Annotated in this window: 13 protein-coding genes and 1 pseudogene; 6 read left to right on the top strand and 8 right to left on the bottom strand. The window is 50.3% G+C overall.

Annotation, left to right across the window (positions count from 1 at the left end; genetic code table 11):
- The first annotated feature begins 89 nt into the window (after positions 1 to 89).
- A complete protein-coding gene (locus ACMV8I_RS14835) occupies positions 90 to 1,514 on the top strand; it encodes a PTS fructose transporter subunit IIC (protein ID WP_498865975.1) in 1,425 nt (474 codons plus the stop codon).
- Between the two features lie 5 nt (positions 1,515 to 1,519).
- On the top strand, positions 1,520 to 2,380 hold the full coding sequence (locus ACMV8I_RS14830; RefSeq protein ID WP_498865974.1) for a ketose-bisphosphate aldolase: 861 nt from the start codon (positions 1,520 to 1,522) through the stop codon (positions 2,378 to 2,380).
- 138 nt (positions 2,381 to 2,518) lie between these two features.
- Here the strand turns inward: ACMV8I_RS14830 and ACMV8I_RS14825 are convergent.
- Positions 2,519 to 2,698, bottom strand: a pseudogene (locus ACMV8I_RS14825) (hypothetical protein); the annotation flags it as partial.
- 179 nt (positions 2,699 to 2,877) lie between these two features.
- On the opposite strand from ACMV8I_RS14825, the gene ACMV8I_RS14820 reads away from it, so the two are divergent.
- Both ACMV8I_RS14820 and ACMV8I_RS14815 read left to right on the top strand, forming a co-directional pair.
- The gene (locus ACMV8I_RS14820) at positions 2,878 to 3,174 is read left to right on the top strand and encodes a helix-turn-helix transcriptional regulator (protein ID WP_498865999.1); all 297 of its coding nucleotides are present in this window, start codon (positions 2,878 to 2,880) and stop codon (positions 3,172 to 3,174) included.
- A 4-nt stretch (positions 3,175 to 3,178) separates the two neighbouring features.
- Positions 3,179 to 4,504, top strand: a complete 1,326-nt coding sequence (locus ACMV8I_RS14815; RefSeq protein WP_498865973.1) for a type II toxin-antitoxin system HipA family toxin — start codon at positions 3,179 to 3,181, stop codon at positions 4,502 to 4,504.
- A 61-nt stretch (positions 4,505 to 4,565) separates the two neighbouring features.
- Here the strand turns inward: ACMV8I_RS14815 and ACMV8I_RS14810 are convergent, their stop codons facing one another.
- The 7 genes from ACMV8I_RS14810 to ACMV8I_RS14780 all read right to left on the bottom strand — a co-directional run bounded on the left by ACMV8I_RS14810 (position 4,566) and on the right by ACMV8I_RS14780 (position 13,786).
- Positions 4,566 to 6,353 (bottom strand): ABC transporter permease subunit, encoded by a 1,788-nt coding sequence (locus ACMV8I_RS14810; RefSeq protein ID WP_498865972.1) that lies wholly within the window; start codon positions 6,351 to 6,353, stop codon positions 4,566 to 4,568.
- Complete coding sequence (locus ACMV8I_RS14805) at positions 6,353 to 7,861, bottom strand: ABC transporter substrate-binding protein (RefSeq protein ID WP_498865971.1); 1,509 nt, start codon at positions 7,859 to 7,861, stop codon at positions 6,353 to 6,355. Before ACMV8I_RS14805 ends, ACMV8I_RS14810 begins: the two co-directional genes overlap by 1 nt.
- An 82-nt stretch (positions 7,862 to 7,943) precedes the next feature.
- Positions 7,944 to 8,777 carry an ABC transporter ATP-binding protein gene (locus ACMV8I_RS14800; RefSeq protein WP_498865970.1) on the bottom strand — a complete coding sequence of 278 codons (834 nt, stop codon included), beginning with the start codon at positions 8,775 to 8,777 and terminating at the stop codon, positions 7,944 to 7,946.
- On the bottom strand, positions 8,777 to 9,592 hold the full coding sequence (locus ACMV8I_RS14795) for an ATP-binding cassette domain-containing protein (RefSeq protein WP_498865969.1): 816 nt from the start codon (positions 9,590 to 9,592) through the stop codon (positions 8,777 to 8,779). Before ACMV8I_RS14795 ends, ACMV8I_RS14800 begins: the two co-directional genes overlap by 1 nt.
- A 675-nt stretch (positions 9,593 to 10,267) precedes the next feature.
- Positions 10,268 to 11,575 carry a hypothetical protein gene (locus ACMV8I_RS14790; protein WP_498865968.1) on the bottom strand — a complete coding sequence of 436 codons (1,308 nt, stop codon included), beginning with the start codon at positions 11,573 to 11,575 and terminating at the stop codon, positions 10,268 to 10,270.
- Between the two features lie 4 nt (positions 11,576 to 11,579).
- Entirely contained in the window at positions 11,580 to 13,265 is a 1,686-nt protein-coding gene (locus ACMV8I_RS14785) for an Hsp70 family protein (protein WP_498865967.1), read from the bottom strand.
- Between the two features lie 284 nt (positions 13,266 to 13,549).
- Positions 13,550 to 13,786: an MEKHLA domain-containing protein gene (locus tag ACMV8I_RS14780; protein ID WP_498865966.1), complete on the bottom strand. Its 237-nt coding sequence runs from the start codon at positions 13,784 to 13,786 to the stop codon at positions 13,550 to 13,552.
- A 1,586-nt stretch (positions 13,787 to 15,372) separates the two neighbouring features.
- On the opposite strand from ACMV8I_RS14780, the gene ACMV8I_RS14775 reads away from it, so the two are divergent.
- Together ACMV8I_RS14775 and ACMV8I_RS14770 are read left to right on the top strand one after the other, a co-directional pair.
- Complete coding sequence (locus ACMV8I_RS14775; RefSeq protein ID WP_498865965.1) at positions 15,373 to 16,131, top strand: winged helix-turn-helix domain-containing protein; 759 nt, start codon at positions 15,373 to 15,375, stop codon at positions 16,129 to 16,131.
- Complete coding sequence (locus tag ACMV8I_RS14770; RefSeq protein ID WP_498865964.1) at positions 16,128 to 16,616, top strand: FidL-like protein; 489 nt, start codon at positions 16,128 to 16,130, stop codon at positions 16,614 to 16,616. The genes ACMV8I_RS14775 and ACMV8I_RS14770 overlap by 4 nt, the downstream gene beginning before the upstream one ends.
- The last annotated feature ends 5 nt before the right edge of the window (positions 16,617 to 16,621 follow it).

The raw sequence follows: 16,621 nt of genomic DNA, 5'->3' as shown, positions 1-16,621 counted from the left end.
GTTGGGGGGGTTCTCCCGCAGTAGCTATCCCTTTCAAAAAGTAAAAACATAATTATATAAAATCGTTTCCTTATTATTGGAGAACGTTTATGAATATTATTGCTATTACCGCCTGTCCTACTGGTGTTGCCCACACATATCTTGCCGAAAGTAATTTAAAAAAAGCGGCTAAAAAACTGGGTTTACATGTTTTAGTTGAAACACAAGGTGCTGTTGAAAGTGAATATATCTTCAGTGATGATGATATCCATCAGGCTGACGTTGTTTTAATTGCTGCTGACAAGAAAATCGAAATGTCACGCTTTCACGACAAAAATGTCATTGAAGTTTCGGTTACCCGGGCAGCAAAAGATGCCGAGGGTCTGCTTAATGCAATTGTAAACGGTGAACTTGCGCCAAGATTGGTTTCTTCCGGCACACAATCCACTGAGACTGACTCAGTGGGCAGTTCAACGAATGGCGCGGGTTCCCGCTCCTTTGTCTCACAAATTTATGTGCACTTGATCACCGGCGTAAACTTGATGATCCCGTTTGTCGTCGCGGGCGGGATCCTCATTGCTCTCAGTTTTTCCTTCGGTATTACTGCGGCCACACCAGGGGACGCAAATTTCAGCCCGATAGCCAAAATGTTGTCTGACATCGGCGGTGGGTCAGCCTTTGCCTTGATGCTACCGATTCTCTCACTGGGTATCAGCCAGTCAATCAGCGGGAAAATGGGTATTGTTGCCGGTGCGGTGGGCGGCATGATGGCCATCCACACGGGGTCTGGTTTTCTGGGGGCTTTAATCGCCGGTTTTCTGGCTGGTTACATCACGCTCTTTATCATCAATCACATTCATCTGCCGAAAGCACTGGCTGGCCTGAAGCCTATTTTGATTGTGCCTCTGCTGAGTGTGTTGCTGACGGGAGCATTGATGGCTTTGCTGATAGGAGAACCGATCAAGATGTTGCTGGGCGGGTTAACCGATTTTCTGACTTCACTGGGAAATGCCAACTCCGCTATTCTCGGGCTTTTGTTTGGGATGATGGTGGCCTTCGATATGGGCGGGCCGCTTAATAAGACGGTTTGTATGTTTTCTATCGGGCTGATGTCGAGCGGTATCTACGGCCCAATTGCAGCCTGCATGGCAGCGGGCATGGTTCCGCCACTCGGTATTGCACTGGCAACCACACTGTTTCGCCGCAAGTTCACAGAACAGGAGCGTGAAACCGGCAAAGTGACATACATTCTCGGCTTGTCTTTTATCACCGAAGGGGCGATCCCTTACGCCGTTGCCGATCCCTTGCGTGTGATACCTGCCATCGTCGCGGGTTCGGGTCTGGCTGGCGCGCTTTCCATGATCCTCGGCTGCGCCTCTCGCGCACCTCACGGCGGCATCTTTGTCATCTTTATCCCTAACGTTATTAATAATGTGCTGGGGTATCTGTTTGCAATCGCTGCGGGGAGTTTGCTAACCGCGCTGATCCTGCTGTTTCTTAAAAAAGACGTCTCCGTTCCTGCAAAACAAGGATAAATACTATGCTTTACAACATGAAAGACCTGCTCAGCGTAGCGCAACGCCACCATTTCGGTGTCGGTGCATTCAATATTGCCAGTGCCGAATTTGCACGACTGGCCGTTGAAACCGCAGAGAAACTGGATTCTCCGCTGATTCTGGAAATCCACCCTGATGAAATGGCGTTTACGGGGCCGGAGTTCATTGGCTACTTGCGTACCCTGGCTATTCAGGCGCGGGTGCCGGTTGTCATTCATCTGGACCATGGCCGAACATTAGAGGAGGTCATGAAGGCAATTTATGCCGGCTTTACGTCTGTCATGATGGATGCTTCTGCTTATTCTTTTGAGCAGAACATCCAACTGACCAAAAAAATTGTCGAAATTGCTCATACCATCAATGTCTCCGTGGAAGCGGAGCTGGGAACTATCGGTGTGGCCGAAGGCAGCGGGGAGGGTGGCAGCAATGAAATTCTTTATACCGATCCGCAGCAGGCTGAAACCTTTGTGCGGGAAACCGGTACGGACACGCTTGCGGTGGCAATAGGCACTTCGCATGGCCTCTATCCGAAGGGAAAACAGCCTAAACTCGACATCGAACGTTTGCAGCAAATTCGCAAAGTCGTGGAGATCCCGTTGGTGTTGCATGGTGGCTCTGGCAATAAGGACAGTGAAGTGGCGGAATCCATTCGTTATGGCGTCGGGAAAATAAACATTTCAAGCGATATGAAGAAAGCCTTTTTTGTCGCGCTGGAACAAGAGCTCAAGCAGGGCGGTCATGAGCCTAACGCATTGTTCCTTAAACCTATGCAGGCAGCAAGCGGGGTGGTGGCAGCCAAAATGGCCCTGTTTGATTCTGTGGGCAAAGCCGCGCTGTATCGTTAAAAAGTGAGCCGGTGCATTGATGCACCGGCTGAATTAATCTGGCACTCTCCACCAGAAACATCATTTTCGGGACCCGGTTTTTCGGTACTTTTGTGGAAACATTTCCTGTCGTACCTCTCATCCATCTTCGGGCCGATACACTATTTCCACAGTCCTGATACTCACTCGGTTCTCCAGTGCTTGCGAACGAACCCCATACTCCTGTACCCGCAGCTTTTCAGGTAAAGACCTGCCGTGCTGATAAATCTTGCTCAGCAGATCCTGTGCGATAAATTCACTTTTTTCATCGGCGCATAGTTGAGTTAGGGAAAAAGGTATTTGAACTTGGGGTAGGGGGGGGGGGGGAATTACAGCCTGCAGGGTGTAATTGTATTTTACAGCATATAATCTGTATTTGTCTTTTACAGCCTGTAAGGTGTATTGTGTTTAAAACAGCTTATAATCTGTATTATCCTTAGTGCTGCAAAGAACAGAGGCCTATGAATACGACCAATCCATTGAGCGTAAGCTACCCGTTAAAAACACTCAGCCAGTTACGACCGTTGCTTGTTGGTTTTCGGAAAGCAAAAGGACTGACGCAAAGAGAGGTGTCAGAAAAATTGGGGGTAACCCAACAGACGTATGCTCGTCTTGAGGCGAACCCTGCTGCGGCCAGCCTGGAACGATTATTCCGTGTGTTCAATGTGTTAGGTATTGAAATGGAATTTTCTTCTGAATCAAATCCAGCGGATTCCCGCATAAAGGAAACCACGCCGGATTATTTAAGTTCGCCCGCCAGAAAGGAACAATGGTGATGATATGCGTCGTGCGCAGCAACGTTTAGCAATATGGATGAACGGTATTCCTGTCGGGTACTGGGAAAAGCAGAAAGGTGAGGACCGCTTGCAGTATTTGCCAGAGTGGGACTCCGATGAACAGGGACGGCCGCTATCACTTTCTTTACCTTTCACGCCGGGCAATCAGGTTCATCGGGGAAATATCGTTCGCGATTACTTTGATAACTTGTTACCCGACAGCGAAGGGATACGCAGGCGTCTGGCGATGCGCTATCGGGCAGAAAGTCTGGAGCCCTTTGATCTGTTGGCAGAATTGGGTCGTGACTGTGTGGGTGCAATCCAGCTGCTGAACGTTGGAGAAAATCCTGTAGATTTATTTTCTATCAGACAGCATCCGCTTTCTGAGACTGCAATTGCCAATATGTTGCGCAATACGGCCTCCGTTTTAACGGGGCTAAACGATCAGGATGACGATCTGCGTTTGTCTATTGCAGGAGCACAAGAAAAAACGGCCTTGTTATGGCACAACGATCAATGGTGTTTGCCTGAGGGAAATACGCCCACTACGCATATTTTCAAATTGCCATTAGGACTTGTTGGCAATATGCAGGCCGATATGAGGTCATCCGTTGAAAACGAATGGATTTGTTCTCTGATCGTCGGGTTCTATGGGCTTCCGGTGGCCAAAACTGAAACTGCACAGTTTGAAGATCAAAAAGCGCTTATCGTTGAACGTTTTGACAGACGGTTATCAGGCGATAAATCATGGTGGATCCGTCTGCCGCAGGAAGATATGTGTCAGACGATGGGTGTTTCCCCCTTACGTAAGTATCAGTCTGATGGCGGGCCGGGTATCACAGAGATTATGGAAATTCTCAGCCGTTCAGAACAGCCTGATGAAGATAGGTACAACTTCTTCAAAGCACAAATTATTTTCTGGCTACTGGCCGCAACCGACGGTCATGCGAAAAATTTTAGTATCGCGCATCTCCCCCGAAATCATTATCACATGACACCGCTCTACGACATTTTGTCGGCCTGGCCGGTGATTGGCCACGGAAACAGCAACATTCCCTGGCAGAAATGCAAGCTGGCGATGGCGGTTCGTGGCAGCAGTAATTATTACAATCTCAACCGGATCCAGCGCAGGCACTGGGTCAAGCATGGGGAGCGGACTGGATTAGGCAAAAAACAGGTTGAGTCCATGGTTGACGACGTGATTGCAACGACGCCTGAGGTGATTGATCGCGTGGCCGCGTTATTGCCTGAATCATTCCCCTCTGAGTTAGCTGAATCAATTTTTAGTGGAATGAAACAACAACTTGCACGACTGATCGCTCAGTCCTAAAGTTCATCGCCCCTGAAATCATGCCGACAGCGTAGCGTGATGTAGTGATTCAAATAATGGTTCAGTTTGCGGTTTCCGGTTTTTTCCACCTCATGCTGCTCAGTGTGACCGCCATGACAGATAACACCGCCAGCGCGGCGACGGGGGCGAAGACGCTCCACCCTGCACGTTCAATGTACGGCATACCTTCTGCCAGAACTCGCCCCCATTCCGGGACCGGCGGCGGCGCACCAAGGCCAAGAAATCCGAGTGACGCTAACGCCAGTACGATGCCCGGCAGGCGTAACATCGCGTGACGCAGCAGCGGGCCGGAGAGGGCGGGCAGCACGTAAAACACGATGCGGCGAAGCGCGCCGACGCCCACCACAGGCAACATTTTCATATAAGGCCGCGCCTGAATTTCTGCCACCAGTGCGGCGGTATGCGCGGCCAGCGGTGCCCAGCTAACTGCGGTGACCGCAATGGCTGCGCCGGTGGCGGTCGGGCCATTAACGCCGGCGACCACTAATCCGGCTATCACCGGTGGCAGCGCGTTCGCCACTTCGATCGGTCCGGTCATCATGCGGGGAAAGGCGCCGATGGCCAAGCCGATCGCCAGACAAATTAATGAAACAGCCAGCGCCTGTAAGCAAGTATTTAGCGTGCCGTGGGCCATGCGGGCGAGCAGGTCACGCCCCATCGCATCGGCACCCAAAGGCAGCGAGAACGACGGTGGCTGTAAGCGCAGATAGTCCGACGTCAGCGGATCGCGTGGCAAACCGGCGAGCACCATCACCACCAGAATGCCCAGACACAGCAGCGGGATCCACGCCCGTTGTTTATCGTCTGGCAGTGCCTGTACCGGAACCGGCACTGCACCGAGTGACAGGGTACGCCCAAGCAACAGGCGCCGTGCGCTGCCCGCCAGCATCCCGATGGCAGATGCCAGAAGAAGAAGGGTCAGCACACCGGTCTGCAAAGCGGGTAAATCACCGGCTGCCGCTGCACCCAACGTGGCACGCCCGATGCCGGGAATTGCGAACACTTTTTCTACCGCAATAGCACCACCGGTCAGTGATACCAATACCAGCCCGGTTAGCGGCATCACGCCTGGCAGTGAGCGGGTGACCACAGCCAGCGCGGTATGGCGGCGTTTTATGCCCAGTACACTCCATGTCGTCAGCCAGCTTTCGTTAAAGGTACCGGCTAGTGCATCGGAATAGATGCGCCCGAGATAGCCGCCCGCAGGCAAACCGAGCGCCAGTGAAGGCAGTACGGTGTAATGCCAACCAAGCCAGCCGTAGGGCGGAAAAAGTGGCAGCCAGACTGCACCGATAATCAGCAAAAGCGATGCCAGCAAAAACTCCGGTAATGCGGTTAGCAACGCCGCCAGAAAACCCGCCGGACGCGGTGTCCTGCCCTGCAAACCCCTATGCAACGTGCCTGCACACAATAGGAGTGTGCTCACCAAAGCCACCAGCGCCGACGACGCCATTAGCGTCAGCGAAACGCCGGTTGCCCGTAGCATGCCTGGTAAAACCGGCGTGCCTGAAACCCAGGAAACGCCAGCATCACCCCGCAGCAAGCCTGCGAGCCAGTGTGCTAGCGCATGCCACGGCCCTTGATCCAGCCCGAGGGACAGCCTAATGGCGTTGAGCGTTTCCGCTGTCGCTTCCTGCTCACCGGAACGGGCGCGCAGCAAAGAGAGCGCAGGATCGGTGTCGGAAAGCCACGGCAGCAGGCCGATCAACAGCACAATGGCCGCCAGCGTCAGCAGTCTTGAAATCAGCGGTATCAGTGCCTCGCGCGTCGCGTTCAGGCGCAAACGGCTGATGCCCACGCAGGTGCGGCAATACAAAGACTCGCTCATCAGTCGGCCTGAACTACGCGCTGCGTTGCGGCGTTGATCAGAGTGCGTTCTCGCGCATCACGAACCGCATCGCGCACATTCGCTGCCTCGCCCTGGATCACGCGTTCATGCAGCATCGGAATCGCCGCATCGGTGGCGAGGATCAGGTTTTCAGCCAGTATAATCGCGCGACGGCGCTCTTCACCGGCCGGAATAGCCGACGCACGTTGCAGCGCCTGATCGATTTCTGGACGGCAAAGTTGCGCGATATTGAACGATCCTTTGCAGGAAAAATCGCTGTAAAGATAGGCCACCGGATCGCCTGAATCCAGCACCGTGGCGCGGGACAAAATAAAGGCGTCGAATTTGCCCGCCAACGCGTCGGTCTCAATTTGCGAATACTCGCGAACAACCTGTTTGACGTTAAAACCCGCGGCGGTCAGCTGCTGTGCCAGATATACCGCCACTTCGGGCAGTTCGGCGCGATCGCTAAAAGTGGCCAGCGTGATCGTTTCACCGGCCGATTTGCGGGCTGCAACCGGATATTCTATCGGTTGACGCAGTTGTGCTGCCCAGGGTAACGCAGGGCCGAGCAGACCTTGCGCGACGTCAGCCCGTTTTTCGTAGACGTTATCCACCAACTGCTGGCGGTTAATGGCTTCGCGTACGGCGGCCCTAAGTGACGGATCCTGCATCACGCCAAGACGAGTATTGAGATATAGCGTGTTGGTGCGCGGCATTGGAACTTCATGGATTAAACGCTGATCGAGTAATGGTGCCTGTGAAACCGGAATAGCTTCAACGATGTCAGCAGTACCGGTACGCAAAGCTGCGCCGCGTGCGGTGCCGTCTGGCACAAAACTGACGTCGATACCGCTGGCTTTGGCTTTTTCGCCCCAGTAACCGTCGAAACGCTCCAGTCTGGCACTGCTGGTGCCGTTCACCTCCACCAGCTCAAATGGGCCGGAGCCGGTGTGGCGTGGGTCAACAACTCCGCTGGTGCTATAGGCTTTTTGCGATAACACCGCCAACTGCGGGCTGGATAAACGCTGTGGCAGTAGTGGGTCCGGTTGTGCGGTGGTGACGATCACGGCCTGTTCACCGTCGGCAACGGCGGTCAGCTGAACGCCATCGAGGATGCGCGGTTTGGGCGCCGCGTGCGCCGCGACGGTCAGCGCATTGACCACGGCTGCGGCATCAAGCGCGGTGCCATCATGGAATTTAACGTTAGGCCGTAGCTCGAACCGCCAGCTGCTGTCGCCGATCTGCTGCCATTTTGTCGCCAGTGCCGGTTGTGCTTCGCCGAGTGTATCCAGTACCACCAATGTTTCTGCCGTGCTCCAGCGTGAGAGTTTGAATGCGTCGTCGCTGAGCGGTGTCAGACCGGAGCGCGGCGGTTGTAACATCGCCAGACGCAGGCGCGTATCCTGGTTATTTTTGGTGGTTTTATCTGCTTCATTGAAACAACCGGTCAGTAAAAGTGCAGCGAGAAGCAGCCCGGCCAGCAGAGTTATGCGTAATATTGACATCAAAAGTTCCTTATTAGATCACAGCAGGAGGCCGTTGGCGACAGTTTCACCAGTGTGCGGAAGAGGGCAGGTGAACATCCGGTTATCCGTTAACGGTGGAAGGTAAATGAGGGATCGCCTGCAGCAACTGGCGGGTATGCGCATGATGCGGCGAAAGCAGAATGTCCTGCGTGGCGCGATCTTCAATAATCTGTCCGTGATGCATAACCAGCAGGCGCTCGCACAGACCGGCAACCATCGAAATATCGTGTGTCACCATCAGCAGTCCCATGCCGTTTTGCTGCGTCACCTGTTGTAAAAGTTGTTTGATTTGCTCGCGTAGCGGTAAATCGAGCCCGCTGACTGGTTCATCAGCAATCAGAAATTCAGGGTGGATCGCCAACGCACGTGCGATAGCCACGCGCTGCGCCTGTCCGCCAGATAATGCGCCCGCCGTGCGATTTTGCAGCGCTTTACTTAGCCCGACCTGCGCCATCACTTCGTGCATGCGCGGGAGGATCGCCCCTGTAAAACCGAGGCGTTTCAGCGGTTCGGTAATAATCTGGCTGACCGTCTGATTCGGCGGTAGCGAACCGGCCGGATCCTGCGGAATATACTGCACGCGCCGTCGGTGATCGCGCAGCGAACGCGCTGAACCGGGGCGAATATGCTCACCGTCGCAGTACACGTCGCCACTGACCGGGGCTTCCATTGCCAGCAGAATTTTCAGCAATGATGATTTTCCGCAACCTGACACTCCGACCAGCCCGATGCGTTCATAGCGACCAATGCGCAGAGACAAATGTGAAAACAGTGGACTGTGCTCAACGTGCGCCTGCCATAAAGAACGCCAGAAGCAACATGGCAGTGGTAGATGGCAGCTAACGTCATGCAGATGCAGAAAAGGTTGAGTGACCCGATGCAGCGAAGAATTCATCAGACGGTAACTCCGCACCGAGACGCAGTGTTTTTATGCGATGCTGCCTGTTTTGCGGCGTGAACCAGTCGTTGAGTGTAAGGGTGCTGCGGATTATGCAGTAAATGAAGCATGCTGGCGGATTCGACTAACTGGCCATTTTCCATCACCAGCGCATGCTGGCAAAGTTGCGCCGCGACTGCTATGTCATGGGTGATAAACAGCAGCGCGAGGCCCTGTTTCTGATCATTGCAGGCATTGTGCATCACGGTTAAAACCTGCTGCTGAGTAAGCACATCGAGCGCGGTTGTCGGCTCATCGGCGATCAGCAGGGAAGACGATGACTGCATCGCCAGTGCGATACACAAACGCTGGCGCTGGCCGCCGGAAAGCTCAGCCGGATAACGGGCAGAAAAGCCTGAAATTTCACTCAACCCGACGGCATCAAGCATCGCGGCAAGTTGTTCTGCTGTGGTGTGCGGCAGCGCGAGCCGCAACTGTTTACCAAGTTTCATCAGTGGGTTAAGTGCGGTGGATGAATCCTGAAACACCGTCGCCACGCGGCCAGCATGACTGCGTGCCACCGGATGTCGTCCGCACACCTCGATGCCATTGACGCGAATGCTACCACTGAGTTTCGCGCCCGCTGGCGGTGTGCCGGTGATGGCTTTGGCGGTCAGTGATTTTCCGCAGCCGGATGCGCCCAGCAGGCAAATGCGTTCGCCCACATTCACGCTGAAGCTTAAGTCTGCGATGCGTTTCTCTCCGGCGAGCCAAAGCGTCAGTCCTTCAACCGCAAGAACGGGCACGTTACTTTTCGCCGTGTCTGGTCTCATTTTCGTCAATCCGCTCATCAATGATTGTTATTTGATATGTAATAACATAACAAATCATGTCACTTTGATGCAAAAGATTTTATGCGTTATCTCATGCAATGATGAAATCATAAGATCTTGGGATTCTATGATTTTGGGATTCCCTGTCTCTGACATGAATTCATGTTGTCGTTTCTCAGTGGGTCCCTAATCTGACTGTTTTTCTTGCGGCTAAAGTGGGCTGTGGGCTCATCAAACATACCAATAATTAGTTACAACATACGATTATGTGGAGGAATTTCCTGCTCATGCTTCCTGCATGTTGGACGTTTTGTGTTAGTTACTGATGCTTTTTTGACAGCTTTTTAGGGAAAAATGACCCGCAGGTCAATGTTCTTACGCATCATTAGTGTGCATGTTGTGAAGCGAGTAAAATCGGTAACAGAGATGAACCATGACCAAACTAGCAACCATTAAATCACGTACTCTTTATACGCCCGCTGGCAGAAACGGTGTAATGCTGATCGAGGACTAACTGTGCGGCTTCAAGTCTGAACTTTGGGCTGAAATTACGTCTGCTATTTCTGGTCATTGTGTCACCTGCTTTGGGGCTACGAGGTGATGATATCGCCTCTATTCAGGTGGCCAAATTTAATGTGCTACTTCACTGACGATGGAAGTCAGTCTGCCGGGTAATCAGCGGATCCCGAAAGCAATCAGCAGTGAATACATCCCCAGCAGTAGCACGAATGCAACCACGCCTGCCACACCGCTCGCTTTTCTCATCAGGTGCCACGGGAACGTCACCAATAGATTCATCGCGTTAAGGGGAACGGCGTACCACTTCCATTTTTTCGGTGCCATCATCCAGAGCACAAAAAAACCGACCAGACTCAGCACGCCGTAATTGGTCACCGCCATCTCAAGATCTCCGATGTCAGGTTTGAAAGCCTCGAAAAACCCTGAAAGCATTTTGACCAGTACGCCCGTTGCGAGCAAAGAAAAGCCGCCTTCCACGATAACGAGACTCTTCGGGCGATAGCGCAGCAGCTTTTCCAGCAGACTGTATCCGTGAATAAAAATCCCGACCAGTAAAATCAGCAGGATGCGGTCACGCCATTGGTTGGGGTCGTCGCGGGTGCCCAATATGATCAGCAACAGCCAGAACCCGGTCAGAAACACCGTTCCCCAGCTCAGCGCCAGACTTGTTTCTGCCAGACTTTTCACCAATTGCGAATTGAGACGTGGCAACAGGGAAGGAAAATGCATCCGGATGTGGCTCAGCTCTTCATTGAGCGGTTTGAGGAAGTCAGGCACCCATGTTGCCCACCACGGTAGCATGGCGCCTTCGTCGGTCAACAGCCGAAAACGCTGGCGGTTTAATGCGTTGTCCTGATATTTGTTCGCCAACTGTGACCAGTAATACCTAGCCTTGGTTTTCTCAATCTGCTGATGCAGAGAGGCAAGACGCTGTATCGAAATTCCTTCGGGCTGATAGTGATCAATCTCCCAGGCCATCATCGTGGACACTTTCATCAGAAGCGCCGAATAAAACCCCTCGCGTTCGCTCAACTGCGTCGCCAGTTCCTGACTGAACACTTCGCGCAACCGCAGATTTTGCAGCAGATCGCCGGAAAGTATGGAATGCAGGCGCTTCAACCCTTCGGTTTCATCACCCATCAGTACATCAATGATGTCAGTCGCGGTATCCGTCAGGCGTATTTCCAGCTCAAGCGATGCATCGATAACCGGCGCTGTCTCCGTCAGAGGCTTAACGTGGACTTGCATTTTCCACGGTGAGGAGGTGGCCTCAAATTCGGCGATAAACCCATTCTGGGCGGAAGTTTCCGCCTTCTGTTTCGCTCCCTCAAACGCCTCCCTCAGCCGCTGATATCCCTGCGGATCCTGATCGGGCCGCGCGGTTTTAAGCTTACGGGCATAAGCGCGCTTGATCTCGCTGAGATCGTCGGTGGGGTCGATGCCTAAAACGGACCAGATGTTCATGTGGTTACTCCCATTCCTTGCGCAGATAGGCGATTAATCCTTCAATCTCTTTGCGCGCTTCGGCAATCAGCCTTGCATCCTGCGTATCGAGCACGCTTTCAAAACGATACAAATGGTCGGCGATAACCTGCCGCTGTTCGCCCAGGCTTTGTTCGTAAAACGCATTCGCTTCGGCCACCCGCTGGCGATTGACCAGTTGTTCGCGCGGATGTTGTTTGATGTTTTCCAGCCGCAGCAGGCTGGCGGAGATTTGCTCCGGCGTAAGCGAGCCGGGGGATTTTTCGATCACCAGTTTTTGCATCTTGCCCGTATGGTCGATTTTGCATTCCACTTCCAGAATGCCGTCCAGCGTGTAGGTAAACCGCACGTCCGCGCTGATTTCTCCGGCAAGGCGTGGCGGCACATCGACGGATAACGAACCGAGCAGAATGTTGTCGGAAATCCGGCGGGCTTCACCCTGATAGATGGCGATATGCAGGACTTTTTGCTGATTGGTCGTGGTGACGATGGACTCCACGCGACTCACCGGCACAAAACTGTTGCGTTCAATCAGCGGCAGGAAATGCCCGTCCTCATAACCTTCGCCTTTACGGCGCGCGATTTCGATCCCCAGCGTGAAGGGCATCACGTCGGTCAGCACGATATCGTCGAGCGCCTGATCCTGCATCGCCAGCCCGGCCTGAATGCCTGCGCCTATTGCAACGGCCTCATCGGGCTGAAGGTCACAACGCGGGAAGCGGCCAAACAGACGCGCGACGGCCTGACGCACCAGCGGCATCCGCGTTGCGCCGCCCACCAGCACGATATGATCGACCTGATCGGGGGAGAATTTGGCATCGCGCAGCGCCTGAATCACTGGCTTTTTCATCCGCACCAGCGCGCTTTCGCAGCACTGCGCCAGAATGTCAGTGGTGATCGTCCAGCTCAGCGTTGCGCCTTCGTGCTGATAGCTGACAGCGGTGTGCTCCTGCGTTGTCAGCTGGCGTTTGGCTCTTTCCGCCAGCGTGGCCAGTCGTCCCTGCAAACTGGCGTCTTCTTTATCAAGCTGCGGATGCTGCGCCAGCATCCAGCTGACCAGGCTGCGGGTGAAATCATCGCCGCCGAGGAACACGTCGCCGCTGCTGGCGCGGACTTCAATCACGCCTTCGAACATATCGATGATTGAGACATCAAACGTCCCGCCGCCCAGATCGAACACCAGAAATTTTTGTTCCTGCTGATTTGCCAGTCCGTAAGCCAGCGAGGCGGCCGTCGGTTCATTCAGCAGGCGCTCGACCCGCAATCCCGCCATCTCACCGGCGGTTTTGACCGCTTTACGCTGGATATCATTGAAGTAGGCGGGAACGGTGATGATAGCGCGCTCGACTTTGCAGCCACAATGCTGCTCCACATCGGCTTTCAGGCTGCGCAACAGCAGGGCGGAAAGCTCTTCGGCACGAAAAGACTGGTTACCGAGCCTGAACTGATGGTCAGTGCCCATAAAACGTTTGAAACTGGAGAGGGTTAAATCGGGGTGAGTGAACAAGCGGGCATGAGCGGGTGCGCCGGTCAGCATGTGTCCGTCGTCATCAAGCCCGATGACCGACGGCGTGAGGTTGTGCCCGTAGGCATTGGGTATCAGCAAGGCCTGACCGTCCTGCCAGATGGAAACCGCACTGTTTGACGTGCCTAAGTCGATCCCTATCAACATCCGTATCACTCCCAAAATAAACTTAAAAAAGGCCGAAAGAAAATCATATCGGCTAAAGTTACAGAATATTGAGAGGTTTTTGTAGCCTGTGTTAGGCGATGGTAACTTTTTATCCAGATACACATTTTTCACCGCATTAATTAACACGACGCCATCCTTCATAGATTTATTAAAGACTTTACGCAGCTTTGTTATATAAATCGGATTTAGATAAAAAATCGCATGTAAGTCACTTCCTCAGAGGAGTCGTACACTTTCTGGCATGCCTGCACACGCCATTTTTTCTAAAGCTCGGAGCATCGCATAGCCTCCCCAACCCTTCCATAATGTCTGAACGATTTTAAATACCATTCACTATTTCCGGTGAAAGCCAAAAATAAAGCACGTTGTCCCCAGAATGTTCCCTCATCGTCCTTTAATTGCCAAATGATACCATTATAAATTCTGAGTGGCCCACCTTGGCTGTTAATGCGTATTCCAGAATAACCACGAACAATGACTTCGGTCGAAAGGCTACTCACATTTTCTGTCGTTCCAGCTGTTCCGGGCTAATAGCAGCCAAATGTTTTTAACCAAGACACATTTTTTAACCAAGACACTATGAGGATTGATATCATGTTTTAATAAAGGTGATGTAATTATTAATTGAATCTATGTTAGACACCTTCGATTGTTTATGGATACTAAACGTAATTACAGTACCTGTGAAGTTAAACGCTTTGCAGTTTAATAAAATGCATGCCTCCTGAAAATATCTGGTTTTATAAGAAAGTCGAGTATGTTTGCATGATATTTTTGGCGTGCTCAGTGATGCATAATAAGACGACTTATATTCTGGCGTACTAATTGAGCTGAAAGCGTTCTTCTCTGAGCATCAGGCCAGTCAATGGTGGGTTTTAAATCTCTCGTCTTTGTTTAAAATTGTAACGATGTCGATTATAACGAATCATTGCCTGAGTCTCATAATGATCCTCAACGAAAATAAAACGGCATACCTTCCTGAGTCTTTTCCACTCACTTGCAATAGCATAAAATTTTATAAAAAAAATATAAGTAATTTTATATTCTATAAATAACTAAATTATCAATATAAATGGATTGTTTTTATTGGGACCATTAAAATTCCATCCATTCTTAATTAACGGACTGAATAACATTATGCTATTCGCCACTGCAGATAAAAACCCTATAATTTATCCTTCTACGATATATTGCATTCATATAAGTTTGACTTATTTTGAAAACAAATTAATAAATAGGAATGTAAAGGATCTTAAGTTTAAATCCATCTCAGAGTATATTAATAGCATTGTTCTTCGATTTGGGAAAATAAATCCAGATAGTTTGTCATGCCTTTATAATACCCATGCGATGGAGGCCGTGACTGGAACTGAAAAAATAATAAATTGTAGGGTATCAAGAGAAAATATGGGTATCCTTGAGGGTTACATGAAATGTTTAGATGTGTCTGCTGAACAATTAATTCGTTCTTTTTTATTCGTAGCCTCAAGTGTTGATATGTCGGTGCGCTCAAAACTAAACACAATATCCGTTTAGAGAGGTTATTGTGTTTATGATTAAATACTCGCAAGGATTATTGCGATCATGATATAATTGAGAGGGCACCATTTTGGCCTTGCTGGGGTATCACCACGGATGTGGTGATCTGTTCCTGTTAGTGATTAAAAGTTAGATTTATTCAACAAAGCTATAGGGGACATGATAATGAGATTTTGGATTATAGTTTTGGCTAGCTTTAGTATGCTTATTTTGTCCTCCGTCTTACTTCTTCCGAGAATTTTCACCCATCTAAAAAACTCCCCGGAAATCAATTATTACATTAATCACCCTGATTCAAGCTATGCGATATTCAGCCGCTGCAAACTTCATGTTGATGATGGCGATATCTGCTATAACGCATACAGTGCGGCCGTTTCACTGGCAGATTCCAAGGACTGTAGCGTCAGAGGTATTGCCACTAAGCGGCGCTTTAAAAAGTTAGTTGGGTACGGTTCTGAGAAGAAAATCAATGAAACAATTATTTCCGAGTGCAGTTTCCTCCATAATAATTAAAATTAATCCATAACATACACTTGCTTAGGCATAGATGATCTACATTATTGATAATAAAGTGATTTTTGATTCCGATGATGGAGCTCTGATTTATATTGAGACTCAGGATATCATCAGCTTGCCCCTGCCTGCCTGTCGCCTATTAGAAGTCCTGATCACATCTGAAGGGCGTGAGCTTACCCGCGACAACCTGCTTGAACACGTTTGGGACAAGCATGGCCTCCAATCCTCAGGAAACAGTCTCAATCAGTACATCAGCATCCTCAGGCGTAACCTGGCAACGTTCGAATGCAAAGATCTTATCATCACATTGCCAAAGATCGGTTTTAAGATAAACACCGCAATACGGGTTCAGGTTACCCGAGAAACAGAAGATACCTTTAAGGCTGAGCCAGTTCCACCAGTAGTCTATAGCGTTGCGCGTGGAGGGAAAAAAACGTTGACGGGGTTATTGGTTTTGCTGTTACTTATTGTGCTTGTGTCCATAATCTGGCTGCATTTCAAGAGCACTAAAAAAAATGCAGGCCTTTCTGCACAAAATAAGATATGCGAGATGATTTTTTTAGACTATATTTCAGAGAAAAATAAAACAGAAGCCATGCTGGAAGCAAAAAATATACTAAAGTCGAATGGGCTAACATGTGGGAAAGGTCAAGTGCTCATTTTTAATAAAGAACAATCCAGTATATCTGAAAGTAACTCCAGAGTGTTTTTATCCTTATGTACAAAAGAAAATAATAATAAATTTTCATCCTGTGAAAATTTTTATAACTTCACATTGGTGAAACCATGAGATTGAGTCGGGGAAATGTTGCGTATATCTATGTAGCCATTATTTTAGCCATCATTCTGTCATCCATTATTCTCACAAGAAAGTCAGAACCACTGGAGATAAACTGCAAAGCTTTCGTAAAAGTCAATATAGATCTTGGGCATATACAGGTGGCATTTTCAATTATAAAATATTTAGAGCTATACGGTAATGGTCAGGGAATTATTTTATTTGAAGGTGATGTTATCTCTGGGGACAGTAAATCATATCTTGAACGAACCGTTTACCTTAGTCACGGCGTGAAAATTGACGATAATAATTATAACTTTATTATTGATAAAATAGTCAGATCTCCATTAGACACGACTCTGGATAAAGATTTCTATCAGATGTGGTTGGAAAATACGGGGGACAACAAGTTATTTCCTGTTCGGGTAAAAAAAATACGTGAAAATGCCTATTTGATCAGCAGTCCTTATTCTCCGCAGTTTATTTGTATTGAGTGACCAAG

The sequence above is a fragment of the Ewingella sp. S1.OA.A_B6 genome (genome assembly GCF_049889095.1).
Classification (GTDB): Bacteria; Pseudomonadota; Gammaproteobacteria; order Enterobacterales; family Enterobacteriaceae; genus Ewingella.
The sequence above is the reverse complement of the archived record's forward strand: the minus strand, read 5'-3'. Positions and strand labels throughout refer to the sequence as shown.